Source organism: Aporhodopirellula rubra (genome assembly GCF_014192335.1).
GTDB lineage: Bacteria > Planctomycetota > Planctomycetia > Pirellulales > Pirellulaceae > Rhodopirellula > Rhodopirellula rubra.
In genome coordinates this window covers 203,313-227,444 of the sequence record NZ_JACHXU010000012.1, presented here as the reverse complement: position 1 = coordinate 227,444, position 24,132 = coordinate 203,313, and the positions used below count along the sequence as shown (strand labels likewise).

At 56.7% G+C, this 24,132-nt stretch carries 15 protein-coding genes; 9 read left to right on the top strand and 6 right to left on the bottom strand.

Annotation, left to right across the window (positions count from 1 at the left end):
* Positions 1-293: 293 nt before the first annotated feature.
* The 5 genes from FHS27_RS17400 (at position 294) to FHS27_RS17380 (ending at position 6,873) form a co-directional block, all read left to right on the top strand.
* On the top strand, positions 294-803 hold the full coding sequence (locus FHS27_RS17400) for a sigma-70 family RNA polymerase sigma factor (protein WP_246419984.1): 510 nt from the start codon (positions 294-296) through the stop codon (positions 801-803).
* Entirely contained in the window at positions 796-2,421 is a 1,626-nt protein-coding gene (locus tag FHS27_RS17395; protein ID WP_184306148.1) for a LamG-like jellyroll fold domain-containing protein, read from the top strand. Before FHS27_RS17400 ends, FHS27_RS17395 begins: the two co-directional genes overlap by 8 nt.
* 105 nt (positions 2,422-2,526) lie before the next feature.
* Complete coding sequence (locus FHS27_RS17390; protein WP_184306147.1) at positions 2,527-3,762, top strand: DUF1559 domain-containing protein; 1,236 nt, start codon at positions 2,527-2,529, stop codon at positions 3,760-3,762.
* An 88-nt stretch (positions 3,763-3,850) separates the two neighbouring features.
* Positions 3,851-4,054 (top strand): hypothetical protein, encoded by a 204-nt coding sequence (locus FHS27_RS17385; protein ID WP_184306146.1) that lies wholly within the window; start codon positions 3,851-3,853, stop codon positions 4,052-4,054.
* Between the two features lie 359 nt (positions 4,055-4,413).
* Positions 4,414-6,873 (top strand): family 78 glycoside hydrolase catalytic domain, encoded by a 2,460-nt coding sequence (locus tag FHS27_RS17380; protein ID WP_246419983.1) that lies wholly within the window; start codon positions 4,414-4,416, stop codon positions 6,871-6,873.
* 37 nt (positions 6,874-6,910) lie between these two features.
* On the opposite strand, the gene FHS27_RS17375 is transcribed toward FHS27_RS17380, so the two are convergent.
* The 3 genes from FHS27_RS17375 to FHS27_RS17365 all read right to left on the bottom strand — a co-directional run bounded on the left by FHS27_RS17375 (position 6,911) and on the right by FHS27_RS17365 (position 13,137).
* The gene (locus FHS27_RS17375; RefSeq protein ID WP_184306145.1) at positions 6,911-8,605 is read right to left on the bottom strand and encodes an alpha/beta hydrolase; all 1,695 of its coding nucleotides are present in this window, start codon (positions 8,603-8,605) and stop codon (positions 6,911-6,913) included.
* A 1-nt stretch (position 8,606) separates the two neighbouring features.
* Positions 8,607-11,897 carry an efflux RND transporter permease subunit gene (locus FHS27_RS17370; RefSeq protein ID WP_184306144.1) on the bottom strand — a complete coding sequence of 1,097 codons (3,291 nt, stop codon included), beginning with the start codon at positions 11,895-11,897 and terminating at the stop codon, positions 8,607-8,609.
* Positions 11,898-11,973: 76 nt separating this feature from the next.
* Complete coding sequence (locus tag FHS27_RS17365) at positions 11,974-13,137, bottom strand: efflux RND transporter periplasmic adaptor subunit (RefSeq protein ID WP_221225173.1); 1,164 nt, start codon at positions 13,135-13,137, stop codon at positions 11,974-11,976.
* 616 nt (positions 13,138-13,753) lie between these two features.
* Between FHS27_RS17365 and FHS27_RS17360 the strand changes: the two genes are divergently transcribed.
* Together FHS27_RS17360 and FHS27_RS17355 are read left to right on the top strand one after the other, a co-directional pair.
* Positions 13,754-14,383 carry a PAS and helix-turn-helix domain-containing protein gene (locus FHS27_RS17360; RefSeq protein ID WP_009102395.1) on the top strand — a complete coding sequence of 210 codons (630 nt, stop codon included), beginning with the start codon at positions 13,754-13,756 and terminating at the stop codon, positions 14,381-14,383.
* Between the two features lie 482 nt (positions 14,384-14,865).
* The gene (locus FHS27_RS17355; RefSeq protein ID WP_246419981.1) at positions 14,866-16,509 is read left to right on the top strand and encodes a hypothetical protein; all 1,644 of its coding nucleotides are present in this window, start codon (positions 14,866-14,868) and stop codon (positions 16,507-16,509) included.
* A 96-nt stretch (positions 16,510-16,605) separates the two neighbouring features.
* Here the strand turns inward: FHS27_RS17355 and FHS27_RS17350 are convergent, their stop codons facing one another.
* Both FHS27_RS17350 and FHS27_RS17345 read right to left on the bottom strand, forming a co-directional pair.
* Positions 16,606-17,529 carry an SHD1 domain-containing protein gene (locus FHS27_RS17350; protein WP_246419979.1) on the bottom strand — a complete coding sequence of 308 codons (924 nt, stop codon included), beginning with the start codon at positions 17,527-17,529 and terminating at the stop codon, positions 16,606-16,608.
* Positions 17,530-17,747: 218 nt separating this feature from the next.
* Positions 17,748-19,241, bottom strand: a complete 1,494-nt coding sequence (locus FHS27_RS17345) for an ABC transporter substrate-binding protein (RefSeq protein WP_184306141.1) — start codon at positions 19,239-19,241, stop codon at positions 17,748-17,750.
* 136 nt (positions 19,242-19,377) lie between these two features.
* Here FHS27_RS17345 and xylB point away from each other — a divergent pair, with 136 nt between their 5' ends.
* Positions 19,378-20,898 carry a xylulokinase gene (gene xylB / locus FHS27_RS17340; RefSeq protein ID WP_184306140.1) on the top strand — a complete coding sequence of 507 codons (1,521 nt, stop codon included), beginning with the start codon at positions 19,378-19,380 and terminating at the stop codon, positions 20,896-20,898.
* Positions 20,899-21,223: 325 nt separating this feature from the next.
* Here xylB and FHS27_RS31155 read toward each other — a convergent pair whose 3' ends face one another.
* Positions 21,224-21,634, bottom strand: a complete 411-nt coding sequence (locus FHS27_RS31155) for a BON domain-containing protein (protein WP_246419976.1) — start codon at positions 21,632-21,634, stop codon at positions 21,224-21,226.
* Positions 21,635-21,893: 259 nt separating this feature from the next.
* Between FHS27_RS31155 and FHS27_RS17330 the strand changes: the two genes are divergently transcribed.
* A complete protein-coding gene (locus FHS27_RS17330; RefSeq protein WP_315854602.1) occupies positions 21,894-23,891 on the top strand; it encodes a GGDEF domain-containing protein in 1,998 nt (665 codons plus the stop codon).
* Positions 23,892-24,132: the final 241 nt, after the last annotated feature.

Below are 24,132 nucleotides of genomic sequence, written 5' to 3'. Positions count from 1 at the left end.
GCTTCCATTGGTACGTGATCGCGGATGCAGGCCGTCGCCAAGGTGCGAGATAGTTTGCAAGTGTTCACTCGGCTGATCGACAATCTCTTCGATGTTGCCGCCTATTCGGCGGGTGACGTTGGGGCCTCTGTAAGGGGTTTTCAGAGAAAAGGATAATTTGGGGAAAGTTCCGCGTCACAGAATGCCTTTTTGGGCTTATTACTTTTAGTTGCAAGTCTACGGGTTACTCGGATACGGGAGAATGAATGGTGGAGATCGGGGACAGCCCTCGCGCCGCTGAAAGCGATCGCACTTTGGAATTCATACGCTTGCTCGGCAATGAGGAGCGGCGTTTGTATGCCTATATTCTGGCGCTAGTGCCTCGTTGGTCGGATGCGGACGATATCGCACAGCAGACCCGTATTCGCCTCTGGCAGCAATTCGACCAATACGATTCGTCTCGAGATTTTGGTGCTTGGGCGCGGACGATCGCACACTATTTGGTTCTCGCTCACCGAAAAAAGTCCGAGCGTGAAGGCTCACGCATGACGAATGAGTTTTTGGATGCAGTTGCTGAGCAGTTCACGCAGGACATCGACGAGGTTGAGGTTCGACAGCGGAACTTATTGATCTGCTTGCAAAAGCTCAGTGCCGGTCATCGTGAGTTGTTGAAGCGATATTATTCGGGATTGGAGGACCGCCGGGACATCGCCGCCGATGTCGGTCGCAGTTTTGATAGCGTGAGGCAGACGGTTCGGCGACTTCGGTTGTCATTGGTGAGGTGCGTTGACGGGCTCGCAATGGCGGAGGCTTCCAGTGAATGATCCTCTGCCGCAAAAATTGCAAGAAGAAATCATCCGACTCGTTGAAGGCTCTCTGCACGATGAGTTGACGCAAGACGAGTCGGAGGAGTTGAGCCGGCTTGTTGCGAGCAGTCCGGACATCAATCATTTTTACCGGGCCTGCCTGTGGGATGCGACAAACATACGGACTTGGGCGGGGGGCGGTCTGCGTCCGAGTGAAGCGTTAGCCGAGAGTGAGGCTTCTCACCCTGTGTCATTGCCGAGGGCCGCATGGAGTGTCTTTGATTGGCACAGCCATCCGTTGCGACTCGCTTACTTTGCCGCGGCGGTTCTGTTGGGTGTGTGTGGTGGGTACTGGGGGACTCGTTTCTCGCCACGATCTGATGCGCATCGCGGCGACGTCGCGAGCGCGACATCTGGTCCGATCGCGCGTTTGGTGGGTGTGGATCTGCCGGATTGGGACGGGTTTTCGCCACCGATCAATACGGGGATCAATGCGGGGCAGAAACTGGTCCTTAAAAGTGGCGTCGCGGAGCTGCGATACAACTCGGGGGCTGAGGTTGTGTTACAAGGCCCCGTTGAGTTTTGGGTCGGCAGCCAACCGGGCAGCGTCAACTCGGGATACCTGAAGGTTGGCAAGCTGGTCGCTCAATGCGAAACGCCCGAGTCGAAGGGCTTTACGATTCGTACCGAGAAGTCGCGAGTTGTTGATCTGGGCACGCGATTTGGTGTTGAGGTGCAACCGAGCGGCGAACTCAATGTTGTCGTCTTGTCAGGCGTCGTGGAGCTCTTGTCGTCTGAGTCGATCGAGGATCGCCCTGCGGACCCGGTTCGGTTGACGGCGAATCAGGCGGCGACGATGGATGGAGAGGTCGGGGTCGTTTCGCTGCACGATCCCGACAATCACTCACACGCGTTGTCGATAAGAAGATTATGGCAATCGAGGCCGCGTGATCAAACCACGGTCTCGCTATCCGCGGCCGAGTTGGTGGCGCACTGGACGTTTGATGGGAACGTAAAAGATTCCGTTGGAGTGCACCACGGCAACGTGAGTGGGGACGTTTCATTTGTGCCCGGACGATTGGGGCAAGCCGCAGCATTTGACGGTGACGGCGACTTCATCGTGATGGGTGCCGACCCACTGCCTCGCACGGACTTTACCTTAGCGGCATGGGTTTCGATGGACGAAATGTCAACGACGGAAGCCTACATCGCGGGGGCTCAGAAGTCGTCCGTGGCGGGCGCGTTTTTGCGTGTGGAACCCAATCTGACTTTGATGGCGAAGGTGCTCCCGAATGACAACGTGATCATCGAAGCGGCCTCGTCGGCGAGAAAATGTGTGATCGGGCAATGGACGCATGTCGCAATGACCGTCAGCAGGGTGAACGGGTTAAAGCTGTACTTCAATGGCGGCCTCGTCGGGTCTGGCGACGCCGGCAAATCGCATGTCGTGGCCGGCAACTTCACCATCGCGCGACGGCCTGATCCGGTGCAAATCGGCGGATCGAATTGTTATTGGAGCGGTAAGATCGACGATGTGGCGGTATGGGATGGCGCACTAACGGCTAATGAATTGGAGTTGGTCATGCGTCTCGGTGCCGGACGATTCAGCGAGTTTTCAGCAACAAAGGAAAAATAAATGCCCACCGATAACCATCCTTCGTACTCGAGACTCGTCTCGAACCGATTTCTTTCTTTTGGTGTGTTTTCACCAATCCTCTCTCCTCGTTTGGGAATCTTTACCATGAAGCGTTCTGTTCTTCGTCCCGCGTTTACCCTCGTCGAATTGCTGGTCGTGATCGCAATCATCGGCGTCTTGGTCGGCTTGCTGTTGCCGGCTGTTCAGGCCGCTCGTGAGGCGGCTCGGCGGATGAGCTGTAGCAACAATTTCAAGCAAATTGGTCTGGCTGTCCACAACTATCACTCCGCCTACAATCAGTTGCCGATGCAAAACGGTGGCACCAATCAAAAGGTCGGTGCGGCCAAGCCTCTTCCAGACAACGTGCTCGAATTGAGTTGGTTGGTCGGGTTAACTCCTTTTATGGAGCAGCAAGGGTTGTGGGAGCAAATTAGCAATTCTTACATTGCGCCCGGCGGCACCGTGGTCCATCCTCCGATGGGCAGCGAGCCTCGCTTTACGATCGCGAACCACGGTACGACTGATCCGTATACGCCTTGGTTGACTGAAGTGCCCGGCTTGCGATGCCCGAGTGATCCAGGACGCGGTTTGCCCGCGCAAGGGCGTACCAATTACGCCGCGAGTCTCGGCGATGCCACGGCATTACTGCTCAGCAACATTGACGATCGCGGAAACGAATCCGGAACGGGGTGGCAAGTGGCGACGTATCGCCAACGTTCACGTGTTTCGAATCGCGGGTTCTTTCGTTCACGTCACGTGATGAAGTTTCGCGACGTTCTCGATGGTTTGGCCAACACAATTTGTGCGGGCGAAATCGTGACGGACCTGGGCGACAATGACACGCGAACCCGTCTCGTATCGGGAAGCACCAGTGTTGTTGTTTCGCGAAACGAAGGTGGGAACCAAGCTTGTGATGGTGACATCGATCCTCAACGTCCGCAATTTTGGAGATCGGGAGCCAACTTCACTAGCATCGCCCTCGGTGGTGCCGAAGAAGCCGGACGCGGTTACAAGTGGGCGATGGGACGTGGTGTCTACGGTTACCTGACCATCGTCACGCCGCCAAACAGCAACCTCTGTGTTGATTCGAATGGGAGTGAAAACGAACTATCCGATGGCCTTTATCCCGCAGGAAGTCGTCACCAAGGCGGCTGCCATATTCTGATGGGCGATGGGGCGGTTAAGTTTATTACCGATTCAATCGAGGCGGGCAACCAGACCAGTCGACACGTGGGCGATGACCCGAGCAACAACCTGCCTCCTGGTTCCGCAAGTCCGTTTGGTCTTTGGGGAGCCTTGGGCACGCGAGCGGGCAAAGAGGTTATCGAAGAAGAATTCTGAGGCGGACGCAGTTCGCCTTTCTCGAGGCCGGGCGCAAGTGCGCCCGGCCCTTTTGTTTCAAGCTTGACCGTAGTAAAGGAATTTAGACATGTTTCGCAATTTCGTATTGATGTTTTTTGTAGCGGGTTCGATCGCGTTTGTTGGTTGTGATAGTAGCGAGCCCGGTGTTGTGACCAATAGTGATGAAATTGGACAATATCTCAGCGACAACCCCGACGCTAATAATACTAATTTGGACTTGGACGAGACGATCACCGAAGTGCCGAGTGATGCAACAGACGCGTCTAACTAACGCAGTTGCTAAAACGAAATAGCGGATATCGCCAGGCATCGAGGGACTGAATTCTCGCGACGTCCAGCTGTTTTAAGACTGGCTCGCCATTGCTTGAAATGCTGGATCCGTTTGAGGATGGTTGTCAGGGGAGATGCCTTGCTGGATCGCTGCCTGTGACAAGTAAGCAGGTGTTGCAAGCGGTGATTCGGAAATGGTTAGAATATCGCTACGGGTTGACCAGAGGTCGGTCACCCGTATCCATCGCTCTGATCAGAAGCCGATGCCCTGCGTGGGAAGCCGATGCCCCTGCGTGGGAAGCCGATGCCCCGCGGCGAAGCCCATTATCTTACGGCGAATATTGAGGAATACCGAGTCACATGCGATCCCCACTTGTTAGCGTAGCCACGATTCTCTCATGGTTGGTCATCACTCCTTGCACATCTGCCGCGCCGGTGCATCTCGTTGATGAGCGTCCGGTCAACATCGTGCAGATGGAATCAGGTGCGTACCTTGTCGATTTTGGTCGCGTTGCGTTTGGTAATGTGCGGCTGAATCCTCCGCCGGGCGTACGCGGTGAGGTTGTCGTTCATTTTGGTGAGGCGTTTGCGGAAGGACGCATCGACCGCACACCCCCTGGTACGGTTCGATACCTGAAAACGATCGTTACGGTTGATGGCGGTGCCTCGGTGATTGCGGCGCCCAAGCCTGACGGGCGTAACACTCAGCAGAAACGTGGCGCGATTTTGACGCCGGCAGAGTGGGGTGTTGTTGCACCGTTTCGTTGGCTCGAGATCGAAGGCTGGGATGGCGAGCTGCGCCCGGAACACGTAACGCGGCGAGCGGCGTATGCGGCGACGTGGGATGACAATGCCGCTGCGTTTGAATCGTCTGATGAGATGCTCAATCAGATCTGGGGACTGTGTCGCTACTCGATCAAAGCCACCACGTTTGCTGGTGTTTATGTCGACGGAGATCGTGAACGCATTCCGTACGAAGCCGATGCCTATTTGAACCAACTCAGTCACTACTATTGCGACCACGACGTTCAGATGGCCCGAGATACGTTCGACCATCTGATGAAACATGGCACGTGGCCGACGGAATGGGCGCCGCACATGGTGTTCATGTTGCATGCGGATTGGATGCGAACGGGCGACACCGAGTGGTTAGCCGAGCGGTACGAGTCCGTGAAGTCGAAACTGCTGCTCGATCGACGCGGTTCCGATGGATTGATCCATAGCAATGCCCAGCAGATCAAGCGGACTGACATCGTTGATTGGCCGGCAGGCGAGCGGGATCGTTATGAGTTCAAGGAAATCAATACGGTTGTCAATGCGTTTCACCTGAGAGCAACCGCGTTAATGATTCAAATGGCTCATGGTCTCGGTATCGATGATGACGTGGAGGAATTCACTGCACACGGGAAACGGAGTTATCGGGAATTTCAGAGGCAGCTCTTTGATGCCGAGTCAGGACGTTATCGCGATGGTGTTGGGACGGAGCATCAATCGGTTCACGCGAATTTGTTTCCCCTCGCTTTCGGGCTAGCGCCTGAATCCAGCCGAGAGCAGATTGCTCAATGGCTGGGAAGTCGCGGGATGAGGTGTTCCGTTTATGCGGCCCAATATTTGATGGAAGCGATGTTTAAAAACGGCGCTGATGACTATGCGGTTGCCATGATGACGGCTCCGAACCGACGGAGTTGGCAAAATATGGTGCGAGCGGGAACCACGATCACCTGGGAAGCATGGGATCAGAACTACAAACCCAACCAGGATTGGAATCACGCCTGGGGTGCCGCGCCCGCCAACCTATTGCCGCGATACATTCTTGGTGCCGAAGCCCTGACTCCAGGATGGGAAGTTGCCCGCATTCGACCCTGCATCGGCGGATTGAAGTATGCCAAGGGTAAAGTGCCGACACCACGCGGACCAATCAAAATCGATTGGACGTTTGAAAATGAGTTGTTGGAATTGTCCGTTGCGTTGCCTCCGGGAATGACCGCTCAAATCGAGTTGCCCGCATCGGAGGTGGCGCGAGTGGTTGAGTCCCAAGGTCAGGTGATGGATACGAAACGCGTTGGTGGTCGATTTATCTTGGACGAAACGGTTCAAGGTGACGTGACGTTCACGGTGAGGTATCGGCCTAAGCGGCGTGAGCACGTCGTGGTGACGGGGCCTCCCGCAAATTTAATTGGACACTGGAATCTTGACGGAAATGCCGATGATTCGGTTGGTTCCCGAGATGGGTTGGTAGGCGGAATTGTTCATTTTGTCCCCGGTAAATTGGGGCGAGCGGCAACGTTCCAGGACGAGGGAGGCTTCATTTCAACGAGCGAGAATCCGTTTCCGCAAACCGACTTCTCAATTGCGGCGTGGGTGCGGTTGAAGAGTCAATCTCCGGACAAGTCCTACATCGCGGGAACTCAGAAGTCGAATCAAGCAGGCGCGTTCATCCGAGTCGAACCTGACCGCTCGGTGTCGGCGACGGTGTTACCAGGCAAGGGCGTGATCGTAGAGGTCGCGTCGATCCCCGGTACCATCACGCTCGGAGATTGGACGCACGTGGCCATGACTGTCAGTGAGGCGAACGGATTGAAGCTTTACGTCGATGGCGTCCTTGTTGGCGAGGATGTTTTGGCGACCTCGCATGCCTCGATGAAAAATTTCACCATCGGGCGACGTCCTGATCGGGCTCTTTCGGTAAGTGATGGTGGCGATTGGTTAGGTGAAATCGACGACGTGGCGGTATGGGATGGAGTGCTCACCCAATCGCAATTGAAAAACACGATCGATAAAGGTGCCTCGCACTTTGACGATGCCGCCTCTGATGATTGATGCGGCATCAGATGCCACATCATTACAACGTGCCGTTTCAATCGTCGTCGGCAACCTCGGCCTCATTCGCGGCGGGTAGGAACTCTTCTTTCAACCGGATCAGTTCGTCACGGGACCATCCGTCCGGTTCGGTCACGGCGACCCAGGCGTCGATGTAGTTTGATGGCGAGTAGTTGTGGCCGTATCCGATCGGGACACTGGTGGCCATCGGCAGATCGAACGCGATTTGCAGGAACGTGACGATTGGGTACCAACGCAACGCGGGCGAGACGTCGGGGCCTCGTGGTTCGGTCAGCCACTGCGGTCGGTGCCACGCTAACGATGGTGAGAACCAGACCATCGGATCGCTCGCGTGTTGGATATAAACGTTTCGAATCGGCCCCCAGGGTTTTCCAGTGTTGAGGCTGTTCTTTTGTGCCGTGAAGCGAACGATCGACTCGTCTCGAAACGTCGGCATCCAAATCGGCGAATCGGGATTGCGTGAAGCGACAATGGTTTGCCATTGATGGCTGGGGAACGGCGGCCCGCTTAGGACGGCACCGTTAATTGGGTCTTGGAACGTTTCGAGCAGATCGGCGGCGTCTTCGCATCCGAACGAACCGAGGCTGAGGCCGAACAGATATAACCGCGGGCGTGTTTCTCTCGGCAGCGTGGTCCAGTGTGCGTAGACTTTGTCGAATAACGCGGTCGCCGATCGGCGTGATCGCGAGGGATCGACGAGAATCGTGATCCAACTAGGGAGATACGAGTACTGCGCGCTAACGATTGCGGTGTCGCCCCGGTGAAGATACTCGATCGTGTCGACGGCACCTTCGTCGAGCCATCCGGTGCCTGTGGGCGTTGCGACGATCAGCACTTTTCGATCAAACGCGCCGACCCGTTTGAGTTCTTCGAACGCCAATTCAGCGCGACCGTTTTCTCCGTCGACTGAACGCATGCCGACGCAAACGCGGATCGGATGCATCGCCTCGTCGCCGGTGAATTTGCTGATTTCTTCACGGGTTGGGCCGCCGCCGATAAAGTCTTTGCCGCGTCGTCCGATCAGTTCCCATTCCACCAACGACTCTTCACTGCCGCAGGCCAACGCGCGTGTCGGTCGTTCGATGTTGTCATCGATTAAGAGGTCGGCCTTCAAGAAAAATCGGTCGGCGACGTTCAGCAATCCGCGGGCGATCACGCCGTTGCCGATAAACAACGCCACGATGAAAACGACCAGGGTGCTGACCGTGATCGCGATCCGGCGCGGTACGAAACGTTGCAACGCGTTTGAAAGCCTGCGACCGCCGTAGATCAGAATTCTCGCGATCGCTACCAACACGCAGGCAACGATGATCGCGATCAGGAAGAATCGAAACGGATCGGCTGATTCGACCGGCGGCAATTCCATCAATTCACGGATCGAGTTTTGCCACTCCGTTGCCCGCCAAATGTAGAACACGAAAACAAGACTCGTTGCGACCACGGAGAGCAGTTTCGAGCGTTTCGCGGACGCCTCGCCCGGGTGTGGGAGTTCCAAAAACGTCCACATCCAAACTAAGAAGACGCCAACGCCGTACCCAATCGCGAGGGAGAACCCCGACAGTACGCCCTGAACAAAATACGGTCTCGGCAAGAGCGAGGGCGTTACCGATCCGCAAAAGAACAGCGTCGCGATGACCAAGCCCACAAACGAAAACGAGTCCCAGTAGGATTGCGTCCATGATTTCAGTTTAGCGACGGTTCGGTGAAACACACTAACTTTCCTGCGAAGGGGAAGTCCGATTGGCGAGAATGTAATAGAACACCGGCGTCAAAAAGATGCCAAAGAACGTCACGCCGAGCATCCCCGAAAACACGGCAACACCGAGAGTGGATCGCATCTCGGCACCGGCGCCACTGCCCAGGACGAGTGGAACGACGCCGAGGATAAACGCCAGCGATGTCATGATGATTGGCCGGAGTCGCAATCGGCAGGCCATGATTGTTGCGTCGAATTTGCTGAGTCCTTGTTCCTGTTGCTCTTTGGCGAACTCAACGATCAGGATCGCGTTCTTACTCGCCAAACCGACCAGAACGACAAAACCGATTTGAACGAAGATGTTAATGTCCATCCCGGCCAGGGCCACGCCGATGACCGAACAAAGCAAGCACATCGGAACGACCATCACGACGGCCAGCGGCAATTTTAAGCTCTCGTACTGGGCCGCCAGCACCAGGTAAACGAGCACGACAGCCAACGCGAACACGACTAACGTGGTATTGCCGGCTTGAATTTGCAGGTACGTCAGTTCGGTCCACTGTGTGTCGAATCCGAAAGGCAGGGTCTCGGCGACCACTTTTTCGACCGTCTTAATCGAGTCACCTGAACTGACGCCGGGCATGGCCACACCGTTAATCGCGGCCGCGGAAAAGCCGTTGTAACGCTGCACGGCGGCGGGGCCGGTCGTGTCGGTGACCTTCGCCAACGTGCCGAGCGGAACCATGTCGCCGTTGTTGCTACGGACATAGAGATCGGTGATCTGCTGCGGCGTGAGGCGATACATCGGGTCGGCCTGCAAGTTCACCTGCCAGGTCCGTCCGAATGCGTTGAAGTCGTTGACGTAATATCCGCCGAGATACGTTTGCAGGGTCGTGAAGACTTCGCTCAGGGAGATGTCCATGGCCTTGCATTTGGCGCGGTCCACGTCGACAAACATTTGCGGCGTGTCGGCGCGGAATCCGGTTTGCATTCCCATGATTTCCGGTTCCTTTGTTCCGGCGACTGAGACCGCCGTCGTGACTCTTTCGAGTTCGGACAGTCCCATTTGTCCGATGTCGCGGACCATGATTTTGAATCCACCACCGCTGCCGAGGCCGTCGACCGGGGGCGGACCGAACACGGCTACTCGCGCGTCGATAATTTCCTTTGCCGCCGCCTGGCGAACCCGCGTCGCGATTTGTTCGGAATACAGCGAATCGTCTTCACGTTCGTGGAACGGATCGAGGATCACGAACACCGATGCGAAGTTCGATCCGACGGCATTCTGAACGAAGGATTGTCCCACGATCTCGAGCGTGTGATCGACGCCCGGCATCGAACCCGAATTACCTGCGTGTGCTTCGTCGGACGGTTCGTGCCCGTGTTCGCCATCGCTCGCTCGGTCATTGGCGACGGTTTGGGCCAACTGACCGCTGTCGCCACTGCGATCACCCAGCAACGCTTGGCTGAGGATTTTCACGACGCGATCGGTTCGTTCGAGCGAGGCCGAGTCGGGCAGTTGAATGTCGACGAGCAGATACCCTTTGTCCTGTGCCGGAACAAAACCCGTCGGCACGGTGGTCATCCCTTTGTACGTTCCCCACAACAGGCCAGCGTAGATCAGCATCACGACGAGCGACAGGCGAACGAGCCAACCGGCCGCGGTGGCGTAGATCTCCGAGACGGCGCCGAAGAAGCGATTGAACAGGTTGAAGAACCAACCGAACAAGAAGTTCATCCCGCGAGAGAGCCAATCGTTCTGTTCCGATTTCGGACGCAGCAGCAACGCACTCAGCGCCGGGCTGAGCGTGAGAGAATTGACGGCACTGAAGAACGTCGAGACCGCAATCGTCGCCGCGAACTGTTGAAAGAACTGCCCGGTGATTCCGGAGATGAACAAACACGGAATGAACACACACATCAGAACCAACGAGATCGCGATGATCGGGGCGGTCACTTCACGCATCGCTTGCTCGGCCGCCTCGACCGGACCGGCGCCATGTTCGAGTTTATGTTCGATCGCTTCGACCACCACGATTGCATCATCGACCACGATCCCGATCGCCAGCACCAACCCGAAGAGCGACAGGTTGTTGAGGCTGAAGCCGATGCCCGCCATCACCGCAAACGTGCCGATGATCGCAACGGGAACCGCGATCAAAGGGATGATTGCCGCACGCCAGGATTGCAGGAACACCAGGACGACGATCGCCACCAACAGGATCGCGTCCCGCAGCGATTTGAAGACTTCCATGATCGATTCGCTGATGAACGGCGTCGTGTCATAGCTGATCGAATAATCGACACCCGACGGGAACGTCGCACGCAGTTCCTCCATCTTTGCCCGTACCAGGTTCGCGGTGTCGAGCGCGTTGGATCCCGGCAATTGATAGATCATCAGTCCCGAGGCAGGGACGCCGTCGAGGTTGCACTTGGTGTCTTCGAAACCGGAGCCGAAACCGATGCCGCCGAACTCTTTGCCGTTTTCATCGGTGCGTTTCTCGGTAACCAATTCGCTGAGCCGGACGATCTGCCCGTCATCGCCCGTTTTGACAACGATGTCGGCGAACTCATCGGCGGTCGACAAACGGCCGAGCGTTTTAAGGGTGTATTGAAAATCTTGGCCCGTCGGAACTGGTGGTCTGCCGAGAGCCCCGGCGGCGACTTGAATGTTTTGTTCTTTCAGAGACGCGATCACGTCACTCGCGGCCAGGCCGAGTGCGGCCATGCGATCGGGATCCAACCAAACCCGCATGCTGTAGTCGCGTTGGCCGATGATCGAGATGTTCCCCACGCCGGAGAGTCGAGCGAGTTCGTCTTTGACGCGGATGGTTGCAAAGTTGCTCAGGTACAACTGGTCACGAGATTGGTCGGGCGAGAAAAAAGACACGGCCAACAGCGAGCTGGCCGATGCTTTCACCACCGAGACGCCGATGCTTTTTACCTCGGCAGGCAGAACCGGCGTGGCCAGGTTCACGCGGTTTTGCACGAGCACCTGAGACATGTCCAAATCGGCGCCGACTTCGAACGTCACGGTCAACGAATAGCCGCCATCGTTGGTCGATTGGCTGGACATGTAGAGCATGTTTTCCACGCCCGTGACCTGTTGTTCGATCGGTGCGGCGACCGTTTCGGCGACGACCTCGCTGCTCGCACCGGGATACTTCGTGGTCACCAATACCGACGGTGGAGTGATGTCCGGGTACTGCGCGATCGGCAGGGTCCAAACAAAAATACCGCCGGCCAGGACGATCAATACCGAAATGACGCAGGCAAAGATCGGGCGATGGATAAAGAACTGTGACATGATCGTATTGGAGTCGGAAGGGCCATCGGACGTGATTCGTTCTCGGTGCGATCCCGAGAACACTTGACTGCAGCCTCTATTGGCCCTGCAGGACGGGAGTGACTTTCATCCCGGGTTGCACCAACTGCATTCCCGCGACCACGACGGACTCTTCCGATTTGACGCCGGACAAGATCACTCGCAGGTTATCGCGTCGGTCACCGATCTCGACGGTGCGATGTTCGATTTCGTCTTTTTCGTTGATCACATAGACGAATTTTGTCGCCTGGTCATTTCCAACGGCGGTGTCCGGAATCAGAACGGCCGGGTGTGCGTCGGACGCCGGGACTTTCAAACGCACAAACATGCCAGGCGTCAGCAGTCCGTTTTGGTTGTCAAAGACGCCGCGGATTTGTGACGTGCCGGTGCGTTCGTTGACTTGGATCTCCGAGTACTCGAGCGTGCCTTCGTGTGGGAACCCCTTTTCGTCTTGCAGTTGCAAGTAGCACGGTATGTGCAACTCATCGAGTTTGTTGGCTTCTTTGAAATCGTCGCCTGCGAGTTCACGTTGTCGACGCATGAATTTCAATCGGACGTTTTCGTCGAGGTTCGCGATCGCTTTGATCGGGTGATCTTTCACCACCGTGGTGAGAACCGTGCCGCCGGCCAACCCACCGGTGACGAAGTTGCCGTCGTCGAGTAATGCGCGGTCAACACGTCCGGTAATCGGTGAAACGATTTTGGTGTAACCGACATCGAGTTTGACACGGGCCGCGTCGGCTTTGCTGGCGATGACGCGGGCGGCTGCCTCAGCCACGGCGGCTTGATCTTCGTCATACTCTTCACGAGAGATCGCATCGCCATCGATCAGCTTTTGCGAACGGGCGAATTTTTTTCGAGCCAGTTCGAGACGTGTTTCCGCAACCGAAATCTGTGCTTGTGCCTGATTGTAGATCGCTTCGTATTCGTCAGGTTCGATCGAGAACAGCAGGTCGCCTTCTTTGACACGTTGACCGTCGACAAAGTGCGTCTTGAGGAGGAAGCCTGAAACTCGCGACTGGATCACGACGCTTTCGTCCGCGGAGAGTCGCCCGACGAGTTCAACGTAATCGGTGACCTCGTCTTGCGTCGCGACCGCGTACGAAACTTTTTGCGGTGGTCGTTCTGCGGCGGCGTCGGTGTTCTTGGATCCGCCGCATGCACTCAGTAAAGGGAGGCTGAACAAGAGCGTCCAGGTTAGGAGGTGGTCCGATTTCATCATCGATCTCTACATTACGTATGACGTCACTCATCGAAGACGCCCGGGATTACCTGTAGAGAAGATAGTGTGATCTGCGGACGCCTTCGAGTGGGGCGACGCCAAGAAGGTGACGGATCGGGTGGCCCCGCTGAAAAAAAGTGCCTTCCGTGGCTCGGTTGTTCCCTCCATGATTAGCCAGGTCGTGAGCCAACCAGGGCAACTCCGGCCACGATGAGGACGCGATCCTCAAATCGATCGTTCTGGCACACTGTTTTTATGAGCATGCCTAGGCTGATCGAGTTCAGCCGATGCGGCGACCGACGGTTTTCGCCGTAACTGTCGTATGCAATCGGTTGGTCGTGTTGGACGCGGGCTGATACCGAAACAAAGTAACGATTGTTTCGGTGCGCAGACCCGTGATCCCAAAAACGCGAGAAGAGTCGTCCTGGTGAACTCAACGAATCTGTAGTATTGGGGGGCTGGCCGGGGTAATCTATGAGTCGATCGCCTCATCTCTTGTCGCTTTTTCATATTTTATACGATCGGTCCTGGTTCTATGTCCGAGACGTCATCGCATCGCACCGTGTCTGATCATTCGGCCCGACAGGACCGAATTGATCCTCCCCAAATTGATCCCATGTCGTTATGGGCCGCGGTGACGCGAACGGCAGGTGTGGGGATCAGTATCACGGATGCGGAGGGAAGGTTGTTGTTCGTCAATGACACCGCAATGGTGTTGTTTTCGCAATGCACGGGTATTGATTATCAAGGCAAGAAAATCAGTGATTTTCATTCGCCCGAGTACGCCGCCGAGCGGATGGCGATGATCGGCCGAGTGCTCGACGAAGGCAAACCGCTGTCGATCACGCACGTTTATCACGGCAAGCGGATCCATTCCAACGTTTGGCCCATTCGCGATAAAACACCACCGTATAACCGAGTGATTGTGATTTCGCGGACGAGCACGGGGCACGACGAAATCGAAACACAGGAACCGATCGAGGAAGTCCATTCGGAATACATCGGCCTGGGGGCGTTGGACGTTTTGACCCGGCGTGAACTCGAGGTTGCGGTGTTGTTGGGGCACGGACTGAGTGTTCCGCGGGTGGCGAAGTTGTTGTTTCGCAGTCCGAAGACGATCGAACGTCACAAATCGTCGATTACGCAAAAGTTAAAATTGCGCGGGCAATCGGAACTGGTGGCCATGATCACGGAAATGGGGTTGGATCTTGATGCGACGAAGTTGCGTCGATTGCCTGGGTGTTGAACCTTATTGATTACCCATGACTCACGAGCGTATCTCGGAGAGATCGAAGTGGGGAGGTGTAGGTGACAGTTGAGTTTGTCTGTGGCCCTTTGTTGGTTTTTGGGGTTGGTGAACGTATAGAGTGTTTTGAGGTTTGGGATTTGTTTTGGGCGTGTGCTTCGGTGATGATTTTGTCGCACGGGGTTGCTAAGTCGTTGGGTGTGGATGAGCATTTCACTTGTCTCGACCCACCTTAATCGACCTTTTCAAACGTCAGCACTGCGGGCGTTTGTGTGCAAAGGAACCCGCCCATGAAACGCCGCGACTTTTTAATTTCTGCATGCGCATCGAGTGTCTCTGGATCGATGCTTACAACACCTGTCTTTGGTGCGAAATCACCTAAAGATGGAGTGATTAAGTGGACGCTGGATCCGGTTAGTAATCAATACACTTCGGTGTCTTGTGACGGAAGGTCTTTGTTGCATCCAAGTGATGGAAGTCCATTGATTTCAGCTCGTGTCCGTTTGTTTGAAAAGACGGATCAAGAAGAAGCGGAACAACCATCGTTGTTAGGTCAGGCCGGACCCGTTCGTTTTCATCATCGCCATCATTTGCACCAGAGTCCATCGGAAACGCAGGCGAATGTGTTAGAGGCATCGCTCGAGATTCAGAACACGTCTGCGGAAGTTCAGTCCGTTGAAGTGTCGTTTTCAACATCGGCTTCTCCTGATCCTTCGACTCGCCATCAATACCTCTATTTGCCGCTGAACGTGGCGGGGTTCGCTCATGACAAGCGGTTCTCGTCGTTGGGGATGAGCGAGTTTCTCGGTGACTGCAACGTTGAATTGGACGGGCAGGATTTCGATTGCCATTATCTCGAACCGATGGCAAGTTTTCCGAACGAACGCCAAACGAGGGCGTTGCTGTTGGTGCCGGTCGTTGACATTTCGGCGGCGTCTTCGTCATGGCACGTGGGGCTGTTTTCAGCGTCGGATTCTCCGATGCGATTCCGGTCAACGGTTGGATCCGACGGCCAGCGAGCTTGGACGGCCGGGCGAGTGATTGAGTTAGCACCCGGTCAATCGATTACCGAGTCATGCTGGCTCGTGTTGCATCAGGGTGATGCATCGAAAGCGTGGAAGGCATTTCACGAATTCGGTCACGAGGAGGAGTTCGAGCCGATCGATTGGACGCGACAATTCAAGGTTCACTACTACGATTTTTTGTCGTCGGCGGAAGGTGAAAACGGTGTTCGCGGCAATGGCTATGACGCCGATAGCAAACATTTTGCCGAATTCCATGTCGGCATGGCAACGCAACATGGGTACTACCCGCACCTCGGCGATTTCATTCGGCCTGATCGCGCGACGTGGAATGCGATGCCGGGTTCGAAGCAGGGGCCAGCCTCGATGTCGACCGAGATCATGCGGCGGCGGATCAAAGACACTCGCGACGCGGGTGCTAAAGCGGCGATCTACATGCATTTGACTCTGATCGACGATGCATCGGAGTTGTTTCCGCGGTTTGCGGAAGGACGCCGCGTCGGAACGGATGGGAAGCCGATGCGTTTTCCGTGGACCGGGCCGGACGTCGAGGGGCAATGTTGGTGGATGTCGATCGCGTATAAACCGTGGCGGGATCACCTGCTGCAGCAGGCCCGGTGGATGATGGAGATTCTCGAGCCCGACGCCATTTGTGTTGACGAGACGTTCGCGGGAATCGGGTACGACGAGGCCGCCGACCGATACGGCCCACTTTCGTCATACGCGATCGAGTTCTTCCGAGACCTGCGGGCTCTCGTTCGCTCGTTCGGGAACGACAAAGCGGTGTTCACGAGTGACTGTTCTCGATCCGCGTTCTGTCTTTGGGGGGATGGCGACGTCGGCGACCACGCTTATGGGACATCGCTCGGCAATCCGTTGTACAGCCAAGCACCGGTGCGTTATCTCGCGGCCCTTGGCGATAAAGCATGGCGGCCGTGTGCGTGGCATTTTCGGCACATGTGGGAGCCGCAGATGAAACTCGCCCGTCAGGTCGGGGCCGGGGTTGGGGTGTCCAATGGTTGGATCGAATACGACGGGCTGCACGCGCTGCCGGAAACCGAGCGAGCGAGAATGATCCGCGATATCGAGAGCATTCTCGACTAACGATCCGTCATCGTCGTCAGCAGATGCATGACGACGGTTGCCCAGTTGCGATTGTGCCGGTGACAACAGCGCGGGCGAGAGAAGTCTGGCGTGTGTCTATCGACTCGCGCGACGAACGCCGACGACTCGGAATCCGGGATACTTCTGCATCACCATTTGTTCGGCCGCCTGGCTGTTCTGCGCCGGTACCATGACGCTGGTTCGGCGATAGTAGTTGCCTTGGGCCGGTTCGAGGATGACCTCCCAAATGGAAATGACTCCCGTCGCCGTGGCGAGGAGTCCGAGTTTGACGGCCTCGATTTGGTTGCGGTTCTCGCGGTCGCGTTGGTATTCCATCGCTTGCGTTTGCATCATCAAACTTTCTCGCTGTTGAGCTTCTGTGTTTGATTCATTTTCGAGCCACGCCTTCCAGCCTGGTTGAAGGAGTTCCTGTTCCTCTTTGGCGAAGAGGAAGAATGGCACGCCGATCTCGTCACCGCTTTCGAGTTCCATCAGAACGCCTTCGAGAGGAAACGTGCGAGTGTCGGCACGGAGGGTTTTGCCCCATTCCTCAACCGATTTTTCGTCTGTGATTTCTTGGCCGACGATTTTGGAAATGATCTTGAGCGTCAATTTTTGATGGAGCGGATCCATGGCGGCGAACCGCTTGTCATCGACGATCATTTTGCCGAGTTGCCGGCGAACGGTGAGGTCTTTTTTTCCATACGCCAAGACACGGCCGCGGACCTTCATGCCGTCGGCGGCGGTCCAGGTTTGCATTTGGTCGACGGATTTCGCGTACGCCTCTTTGGCTTCGCGGGATTGAACGTATTCCTGATCCGCTTCGCTAAGTTCGGCCAATTCGGCGGCGATCAATTCGCCGGTCGGTTTTTTCAGAACCACGGTCTTGTCGTCAAAGGCGATTGCTTCGGCTTCGACGCGGAAATATCCGTTGGGCGAGGACCATTCTCGAGCCTGCGTCGCCGCGGCCATGCAAAGAGTTAGCCCGAGACAAAGGGATCTGCAAAGAAAAGTACGCATGAAAGAATCGTCTGAAGAGATGTTTGAATTTGTATCGCGATGCCTGAGTCTGACGGGGCTCGCGAAGTCACGAGCCGAGTCGATGGCTCGGCTATTGTAGCCAACGTCGCAACGCATTGTTCCGTGTGCGAAAGTTCGGGGATCAGTAGCTGGGGCGATTCGGCGTGCGAACCGGTGCGATTGACGTGCGAACTGGGATTCGACGGTTTGCGTGAATTTTATGAAATCCCTTGGGCTCGCCGCCAATTGCGTTGCTGCGACGGCAGGTCGAATTTGCGATGCAGTCGTGCCCAACGGTCGGTGATTTCTTGGCAGGCATCTTTAGCGGGTTGGTCACCGTGGACGCATTCCCGCACGGATTTGTCGAGGGCCGCGTAATACTCGGTGGCGCCGATCAGTTGCAGCGTCGGAACGAAACTCGCGTCGGACAACTGTTTGCTCAGCCAACTGCGATAGTTCTCAAAGGGGTCGTTGGACGATTCGCTCGGGACTGTCTTGGTGTCGACGAATTCGCCGATGCCGCGATACAGCGGTTCGCTGCCTTCGCCGCCGGCGAGCCAGTTGATGAAGGTATCGGCGGCGGCGGTTTGGCGACACGATGAGGCCATTGATCCGACCAACATGAAGGGATCGACCATTCCGCGACTCGGGTCCAATCGGAGGCCGAGTTGAGTTTGTTCGGCGCGTCGGCTGCTCGATCCGGTCGGCAGCGATGCCAGTGTGATGGGGCCGCCCGTTTCGCCGGTATCGGCATCGTCGGTCGCGAAGGCTCGGTTGCGTTGAGGGAATCCGATCCCGCCTCGCAGTTTGCCGTTGGCGACGGCGGTGTAGATTTCGCCGGGCGTGCGTCCGCTCTCTGCGTCGACGGAGGCTTTGACGGCACGACGCATTTGTTCGAGAACGGCGACGTATTCGGGCTCGGTAAAGAGCGGCCGAAGTGATTCACGCTCGAAGAGCCACGTCGCGGTCAGACTGCTCGCCAGTCGCCACAGGTACATGGCGCCGGCCCAAGTCGGAGCGGTCGGTTCGCAGCATTTTCCGTCGGAGGATTTGACGAACGCTTCGTATGAATCCCAATCGCTGAGCGAAACGCCACTGGACTCTTCGCCCAACAGAACCGCGGGGAGGTAGCCGCCCATGGGGGTCGCGAGTCGTTCGCTCGAAAACGTGGTTGCGATTCGCAGCGCAACGGGGATCGTCGTGCGGTCTTCGCTGGCGAAAACGTTTTCGCCTTCCTCGCCGATCTCGGCAGGCGTGTCGGCGTTGGACGATTGATTGAGCAACGGCATCACACTTTTTTGCGAGACGAGTTGCGACATCATCGCGATCGGATAGATCAGCACGTCCGCTGCGGAGGCTTTCGCGAACAGGTCACTGTTGACGTTCAGTTCGGGGGGCTCGGCCGATTGATCGGATGACGAATCCGCGATCGGACGAGGTGGTTCGACGACGCGGACATCGAGCGGTTGCTCGCTGATGGAGGACCAGGCACGGGTAAGAATTTCGGCGTCCGCGTCGCTGCCGACCCAGACCACTCGCAGCGGAACGTCGGTCCTGCGACGTCGTGCCGCGGAGGTTTCGGCGTCTTCCTGCGATCGGCAACCGGCGAGCGAGATGACCGAGACCGCACCGGCCAACCATTCGCGGCGGGGCAGGACGGCAGGCGATGTTGATCGGCGAGAACGTTCACCGGAGCGGTCTGGGCAACGCATGAAAAAGTAAGGGATCGACGGAGAGAAAAGTTGCGGGGAGACGGGGGCCCACATACAAAGCGAGCGTGCTACGCGTTATAGTGCTGCCTTGTTCAAACCTGTTTAGCTCCTTCTATTTTCCAGTGATCCCCCACGCATGTCTTACTATCTCGGAATCGATGTTGGCACCAGCGGCACGAAAACTCTGCTCATCGATGAATCAGGCAAAGTGCTTGCCGAATCCGACGCCACCTACCCGATGGAACAGCCTCGACCGGGTTGGACGCAGCAGGATCCCGAAGATTGGTGGAAGGCGACCGTGAAGACCGTCAAAGCGGTCATGCGTCAATCCAAAGTCGACAAATCGGAGGTCAAAGCGATCGGGCTGTCCGGCCAGATGCACGGATCGGTTTTCCTCGACGCCAACGATGAAGTCATCCGCCCGGCGATCCTGTGGAATGACCAACGCACGTCCGAGCAATGCGATGCGATCACGTCGGCGGCGGGCTCGCGCGAAAAATTGATCGGCATGGTCGCCAACCCCGCGTTGACGGGATTCCAAGCTCCCAAGATTTTGTGGCTCCGCGACAACGAAAAACGTGCCTTCGACCGGCTCGCGAAAGTCTTGTTGCCCAAGGACGAAATCCGTCGTCGTCTGATCGGGGACTACGTTACCGAGGTCAGCGACGCCAGCGGCACGTTGTTGCTCGATGTCAAAAAGCGTGAGTGGTCGTCGCAATTGCTCGGTAAGCTCGATCTCGATTCGGACCTGTTGCCACGTGTTGTTGAGTCCGAAGAAGTTACCGGGACATTAACGACTGCGGCGGCGAAGAAGCTCGGGCTGACGACGGACTGCAAAGTCGTCGGGGGTGCGGGTGACTGCGCCGCCGGTGCGATCGGTAACGGGATCGTTAAGAAAGGTTTGCTCAGTACGTCGATCGGGACCAGTGGCGTGATGTTCGTTCACAGTGATGAACCGAGTATCGACACGGCGGGCCGGTTGCATACGTTCTGCCACGCGGTTCGCGGCAAGTGGCACATGATGGGTGTGAACCTGACCAGCGGCGGATCGTTGCAGTGGTGGGTCGAGAACGTGTTGCAGGGACTCGCAGGCGTCCCCGCTGCGAAATCATATGAAGCGGCGACTCGGGAAGCTGCCGCGGCGCCGGCCGGCAGCGGTTCGTTGTTGTTCCTTCCGTATCTCAACGGTGAACGCACACCACACGCGGACCCGCAAGCACGAGGCGCGTTTGTCGGAATGAACCTGACCCACGATCGTGGTGCGATGACCCGCAGTGTGATGGAAGGGATCACGTTCGCCTTGCGTGACAGTCTCGAGATCATCGAATCGCTCGGCGTGCCCGTCCGTCAGGTGCGAGCATCCGGTGGCGGCAGCAAGAACACGTTGTGGCGTCAAATGCAGGCGGACGTGTTCGGCAAAAAGATCACGACGCTACGAGTCGAGCAGGGCGCCGCGTACGGCGTCGCGTTGCTGGCTGCCGTCGGTGATGGTGCTTACCGCTCGATCACGACAGCGTGTTCGGCCACGATCGAAGTCGCTGCTGAAACCAAACCCGATGCGAAAGCGAAGGCTGCGTACAACCGGTTGTTCCCTGTTTACCAGGATCTATACAGCAACCTGAAAGAGTCGATGCACACGCTCGCTGAAATGCAGTAGTGGCGAGTGTTCTCAGTCCGGTTCGGTCGCTTGATGTGACGCGGTCGTTCGATGTGACGCGGTCGCGGCGGTCTTGCTATTCGTCGACGCGGTGAGATGGTAAGAGCACTGACCGCGTTTCGGGTGGCGCGGTTTCCGCATCGGGGGACGCGGGCTGGCTGGGAGCGAGCGAGTGTTCTTCAATCTGCTGTTCTTCAATCCGCGTGTCGACCGATTTCTACTCGGCAAACTTTCAATTGACAGACCGCTCATTCGTCAGACCGGAAGAATTCGGCGACCCAAAATTTCGGCGCCCCAAAATTTCCGCGAACGGGCGTCCTGCGATTTAGGCGTGCTCGCGAACGTTGACGCGGTTGACGACTTGTCGTCCCGCGGCGATTGGGCGAATCGTCTCTTGAGCGAGCTGTTTGTGGTAATAGCTGCGGACGCTTCCACTCAGATGAATCGTGTCTTCATTTTCGTCGACTCGAAGAAAACGTAATTCGGCGACTGAGCTTTGTGCCAGCACAGAGATTGCAGTTTCTAAAGCGAGTTCAGGTTCTGCAGTCGCCGGTTCGGCGGGGTCGAGTCGGAGGGTGCAGTCTTGAGCGGCGAGACTTCGAACACGGGAGTCCGTCGATCCGTTCGAGATGTTCTTTGCGGTCGACAGTGTATCGGCGGGAGGAGAGTCGGCGGGAGGAGAGTCGGCGGGATGGCCCGGAAATTTGCCAGGGGCCATTGGTGTAAAAGTTGACATAAAAACCCAATCCTTGCGGGAACGTTAACCAGTAACCTTGTACGCACAAGTATTTGAGATAAATCAGGGTTTGGCCATCTCAAAACCTACATATTTTTGCGAGTTGGACAAAATGACCCTTAAAACAGGTTGAATAGGAGCATTGGGTATTCTTGCGGTTTCAGCTTCAGCTTTCTTTTTGACTGCCTGCCCGGGCGAGCTATACATCACTAGGCGTTTGTTACGGCACATGTGGTTTGCTTAGGCAGGATTAGGTTTCGTGATACTTGACATCATCATTGCGGGTAGTTGTGGCGGCGCAGGGATCTGTTGCGGCTGGGTGATGCACGCATTGCACCGAGCGGGTGGACCGTCGTCGTCCAATTCGGAGCAGACTCGGTATGAAGATGGTGAACTCTCGGACGGCGGATCGATCGATTCCAGGGACGGCACGTCGCGTGAAGCCAGCTCCGCCTCCGGCAAAAATGTCATTAAAAACGCCGACGGCGAGGTTCTGACGCCTGAAAAGGTCGCGACCGTTGCAGACCGAATTCGCTCATTCGCGTCGACCGTGGCCGCCAACGTCGATGAGCATCAGACTAAAGTTGACGCGGTCAATGGCGTGCTCAGTGCGAGTGATCTGTCGGGGGCGCCTACCGAAATCGTGGTTGCCGTCGAACAGTTGCTCGCCGCAAACGAGACGATGCGTTCGCAACTCGAGGAATCGCAGAAACGACTGCGCGAACAGACAAAACAATTGGAATCCGCCGAACAGCGTGCCGAGACCGACGCGTTGACCCAGCTCAGCAATCGTGGTGCGTTCGACAAACGGCTCGACGAGCAATACGCCAAGGGATGTTCCGGTGCGGGCGTGTTGGCGATTTTGGACATTGATTTCTTCAAGAAATTCAACGACGAACATGGGCACCGAATCGGCGACGAAGTGTTGCGATCGGTGGCGAGCATGTTGGAAGCGCGGTTGCAGCCCTACGGGTTGGTCGCGAGGTTCGGCGGCGAAGAATTCTGTGTGATGATCGATAACGTCGACTATGCCGAAGCAATCGATTTGATCGAACGGACGCGTGTCGCCGTCAGTAGCCGCGAAATCCGCTTTGAAGGAAAACGTCTTAAAGTCTCGATGAGCGTTGGAATCGGTGTGCTGCAACCGAACCAGTCCTCCGACGAATGGCTGCAACGCGTCGACGATGCGTTGTACCAATCCAAGGAAGCCGGCCGGAATTGTGCTCACTATATCGACGCCGACCGAATCGTTCGCGTTGGAGCGATCACGGAACCAAACCCGATGGATCTGCCCGCGATTGCCGATCAGGCGAGCACGAATTCATCAAACGCCGTTTCTGATAACGCCTCGACAACCGGCATCTCGGCATCAAGCACCGACGCGTCGATCGCCGACGGATCGAATGCAATCAAATTAAAGACCAGTGGATTGGCCGCTGCTCCAGCGGGTGCAGGAAAGCGAGCGGGCAAAACTGCCGGCGCCGTTACGGACGAACCGACGCCGATTCGAAGATCGAGTGCGGAGGAGGATCCGATCGTCGCGGCAATCGCTTCGGACGCATTGGACGTGGAAGCAAGTGTCGCTGGTGCGGTCGATCGAACCAGGTCAGGCGAAGTCGAGGATGTGGAAGCGAAACAACTCAGCAAGTTGGCTGACACTCTTCGTGAGGGCGGTGATACCGAACGCCCCAAGGGGCTCACGTATTTGCCCGACCGCGAGACGATGATTGACGGGATCGTCGATGTTTTGGCTAGCCAGACGGCACCGAAGCGGACGAACCGTTTGATGGCGGTGACTCTGTCGGGGCAACCCGGTGGTTCGACGATGCGTTCGTTGTTGCAGTTGGTTCGAGCGGCGATGAGGAGCCAGGACCGGATCGGGTGTCTGAATCACTCCACGTTGCTGATTTCCATGCCAGAGTGTGACGAGAGCGAAGCGTTGCTGCGGGCGGAGCAGATCTGCGGTGCGGCGTCATCGGTCGGTTTGACCCTCGCGTCGGCGGAGAAAAACCAGAGCGGCGAACGGCTGTCAATCGGAATCCTAGGACTGGAACAGAACGGCGATGATTCGGCGGCGAAAACGGGCCAGCGATCCGTTCTGAATTCGGCGATGATTAATCACGCGATCGCTCAGGTTCAGGCCGTCGCGATGCTCGGTGCCCGCGTCGGCGGCAGCGGTTCGGACGGCAAATCACCGATCTTATCGCGTCCGTGCTTACTCAACAGCGTTCCCGCGGGAGTCGCTCAGGGCTCCTGAACGCACGTATGCTGCCGGCAACGGCATGTCGCAAAATGAGAAAATACCGCTAGTCGCAAATTGAGATCGACGGTATTCTGGCGTCGTTGGTGAATCTTTCTCCAACCATGGCCTGTCTCGAACCGAATGCTGTCGCCTGAGTTTTACGCGGCACCGATGCCCGCGAATCAAATGTGTTGTGCATCGCAGTCGGGCGAGAAAATGGTTTCCATGCTTCCGCTTTGATTCCTGAATGGCTTGC

Coding starts and splice junctions, on each gene's coding strand:
- FHS27_RS17345 (WP_184306141.1), bottom strand. CDS start 19,241: ATGCGTTGCCCAGACCGCTCCGGTGAACGTTCTCGCCGATCAACATCG.
- FHS27_RS17385 (WP_184306146.1), top strand. CDS start 3,851: ATGTTTCGCAATTTCGTATTGATGTTTTTTGTAGCGGGTTCGATCGCG.
- FHS27_RS17380 (WP_246419983.1), top strand. CDS start 4,414: ATGCGATCCCCACTTGTTAGCGTAGCCACGATTCTCTCATGGTTGGTC.
- FHS27_RS17365 (WP_221225173.1), bottom strand. CDS start 13,137: ATGATGAAATCGGACCACCTCCTAACCTGGACGCTCTTGTTCAGCCTC.
- FHS27_RS17370 (WP_184306144.1), bottom strand. CDS start 11,897: ATGTCACAGTTCTTTATCCATCGCCCGATCTTTGCCTGCGTCATTTCG.
- FHS27_RS17390 (WP_184306147.1), top strand. CDS start 2,527: ATGAAGCGTTCTGTTCTTCGTCCCGCGTTTACCCTCGTCGAATTGCTG.
- FHS27_RS17360 (WP_009102395.1), top strand. CDS start 13,754: ATGTCGTTATGGGCCGCGGTGACGCGAACGGCAGGTGTGGGGATCAGT.
- FHS27_RS17350 (WP_246419979.1), bottom strand. CDS start 17,529: ATGCGTACTTTTCTTTGCAGATCCCTTTGTCTCGGGCTAACTCTTTGC.
- xylB (WP_184306140.1), top strand. CDS start 19,378: ATGTCTTACTATCTCGGAATCGATGTTGGCACCAGCGGCACGAAAACT.
- FHS27_RS31155 (WP_246419976.1), bottom strand. CDS start 21,634: ATGTCAACTTTTACACCAATGGCCCCTGGCAAATTTCCGGGCCATCCC.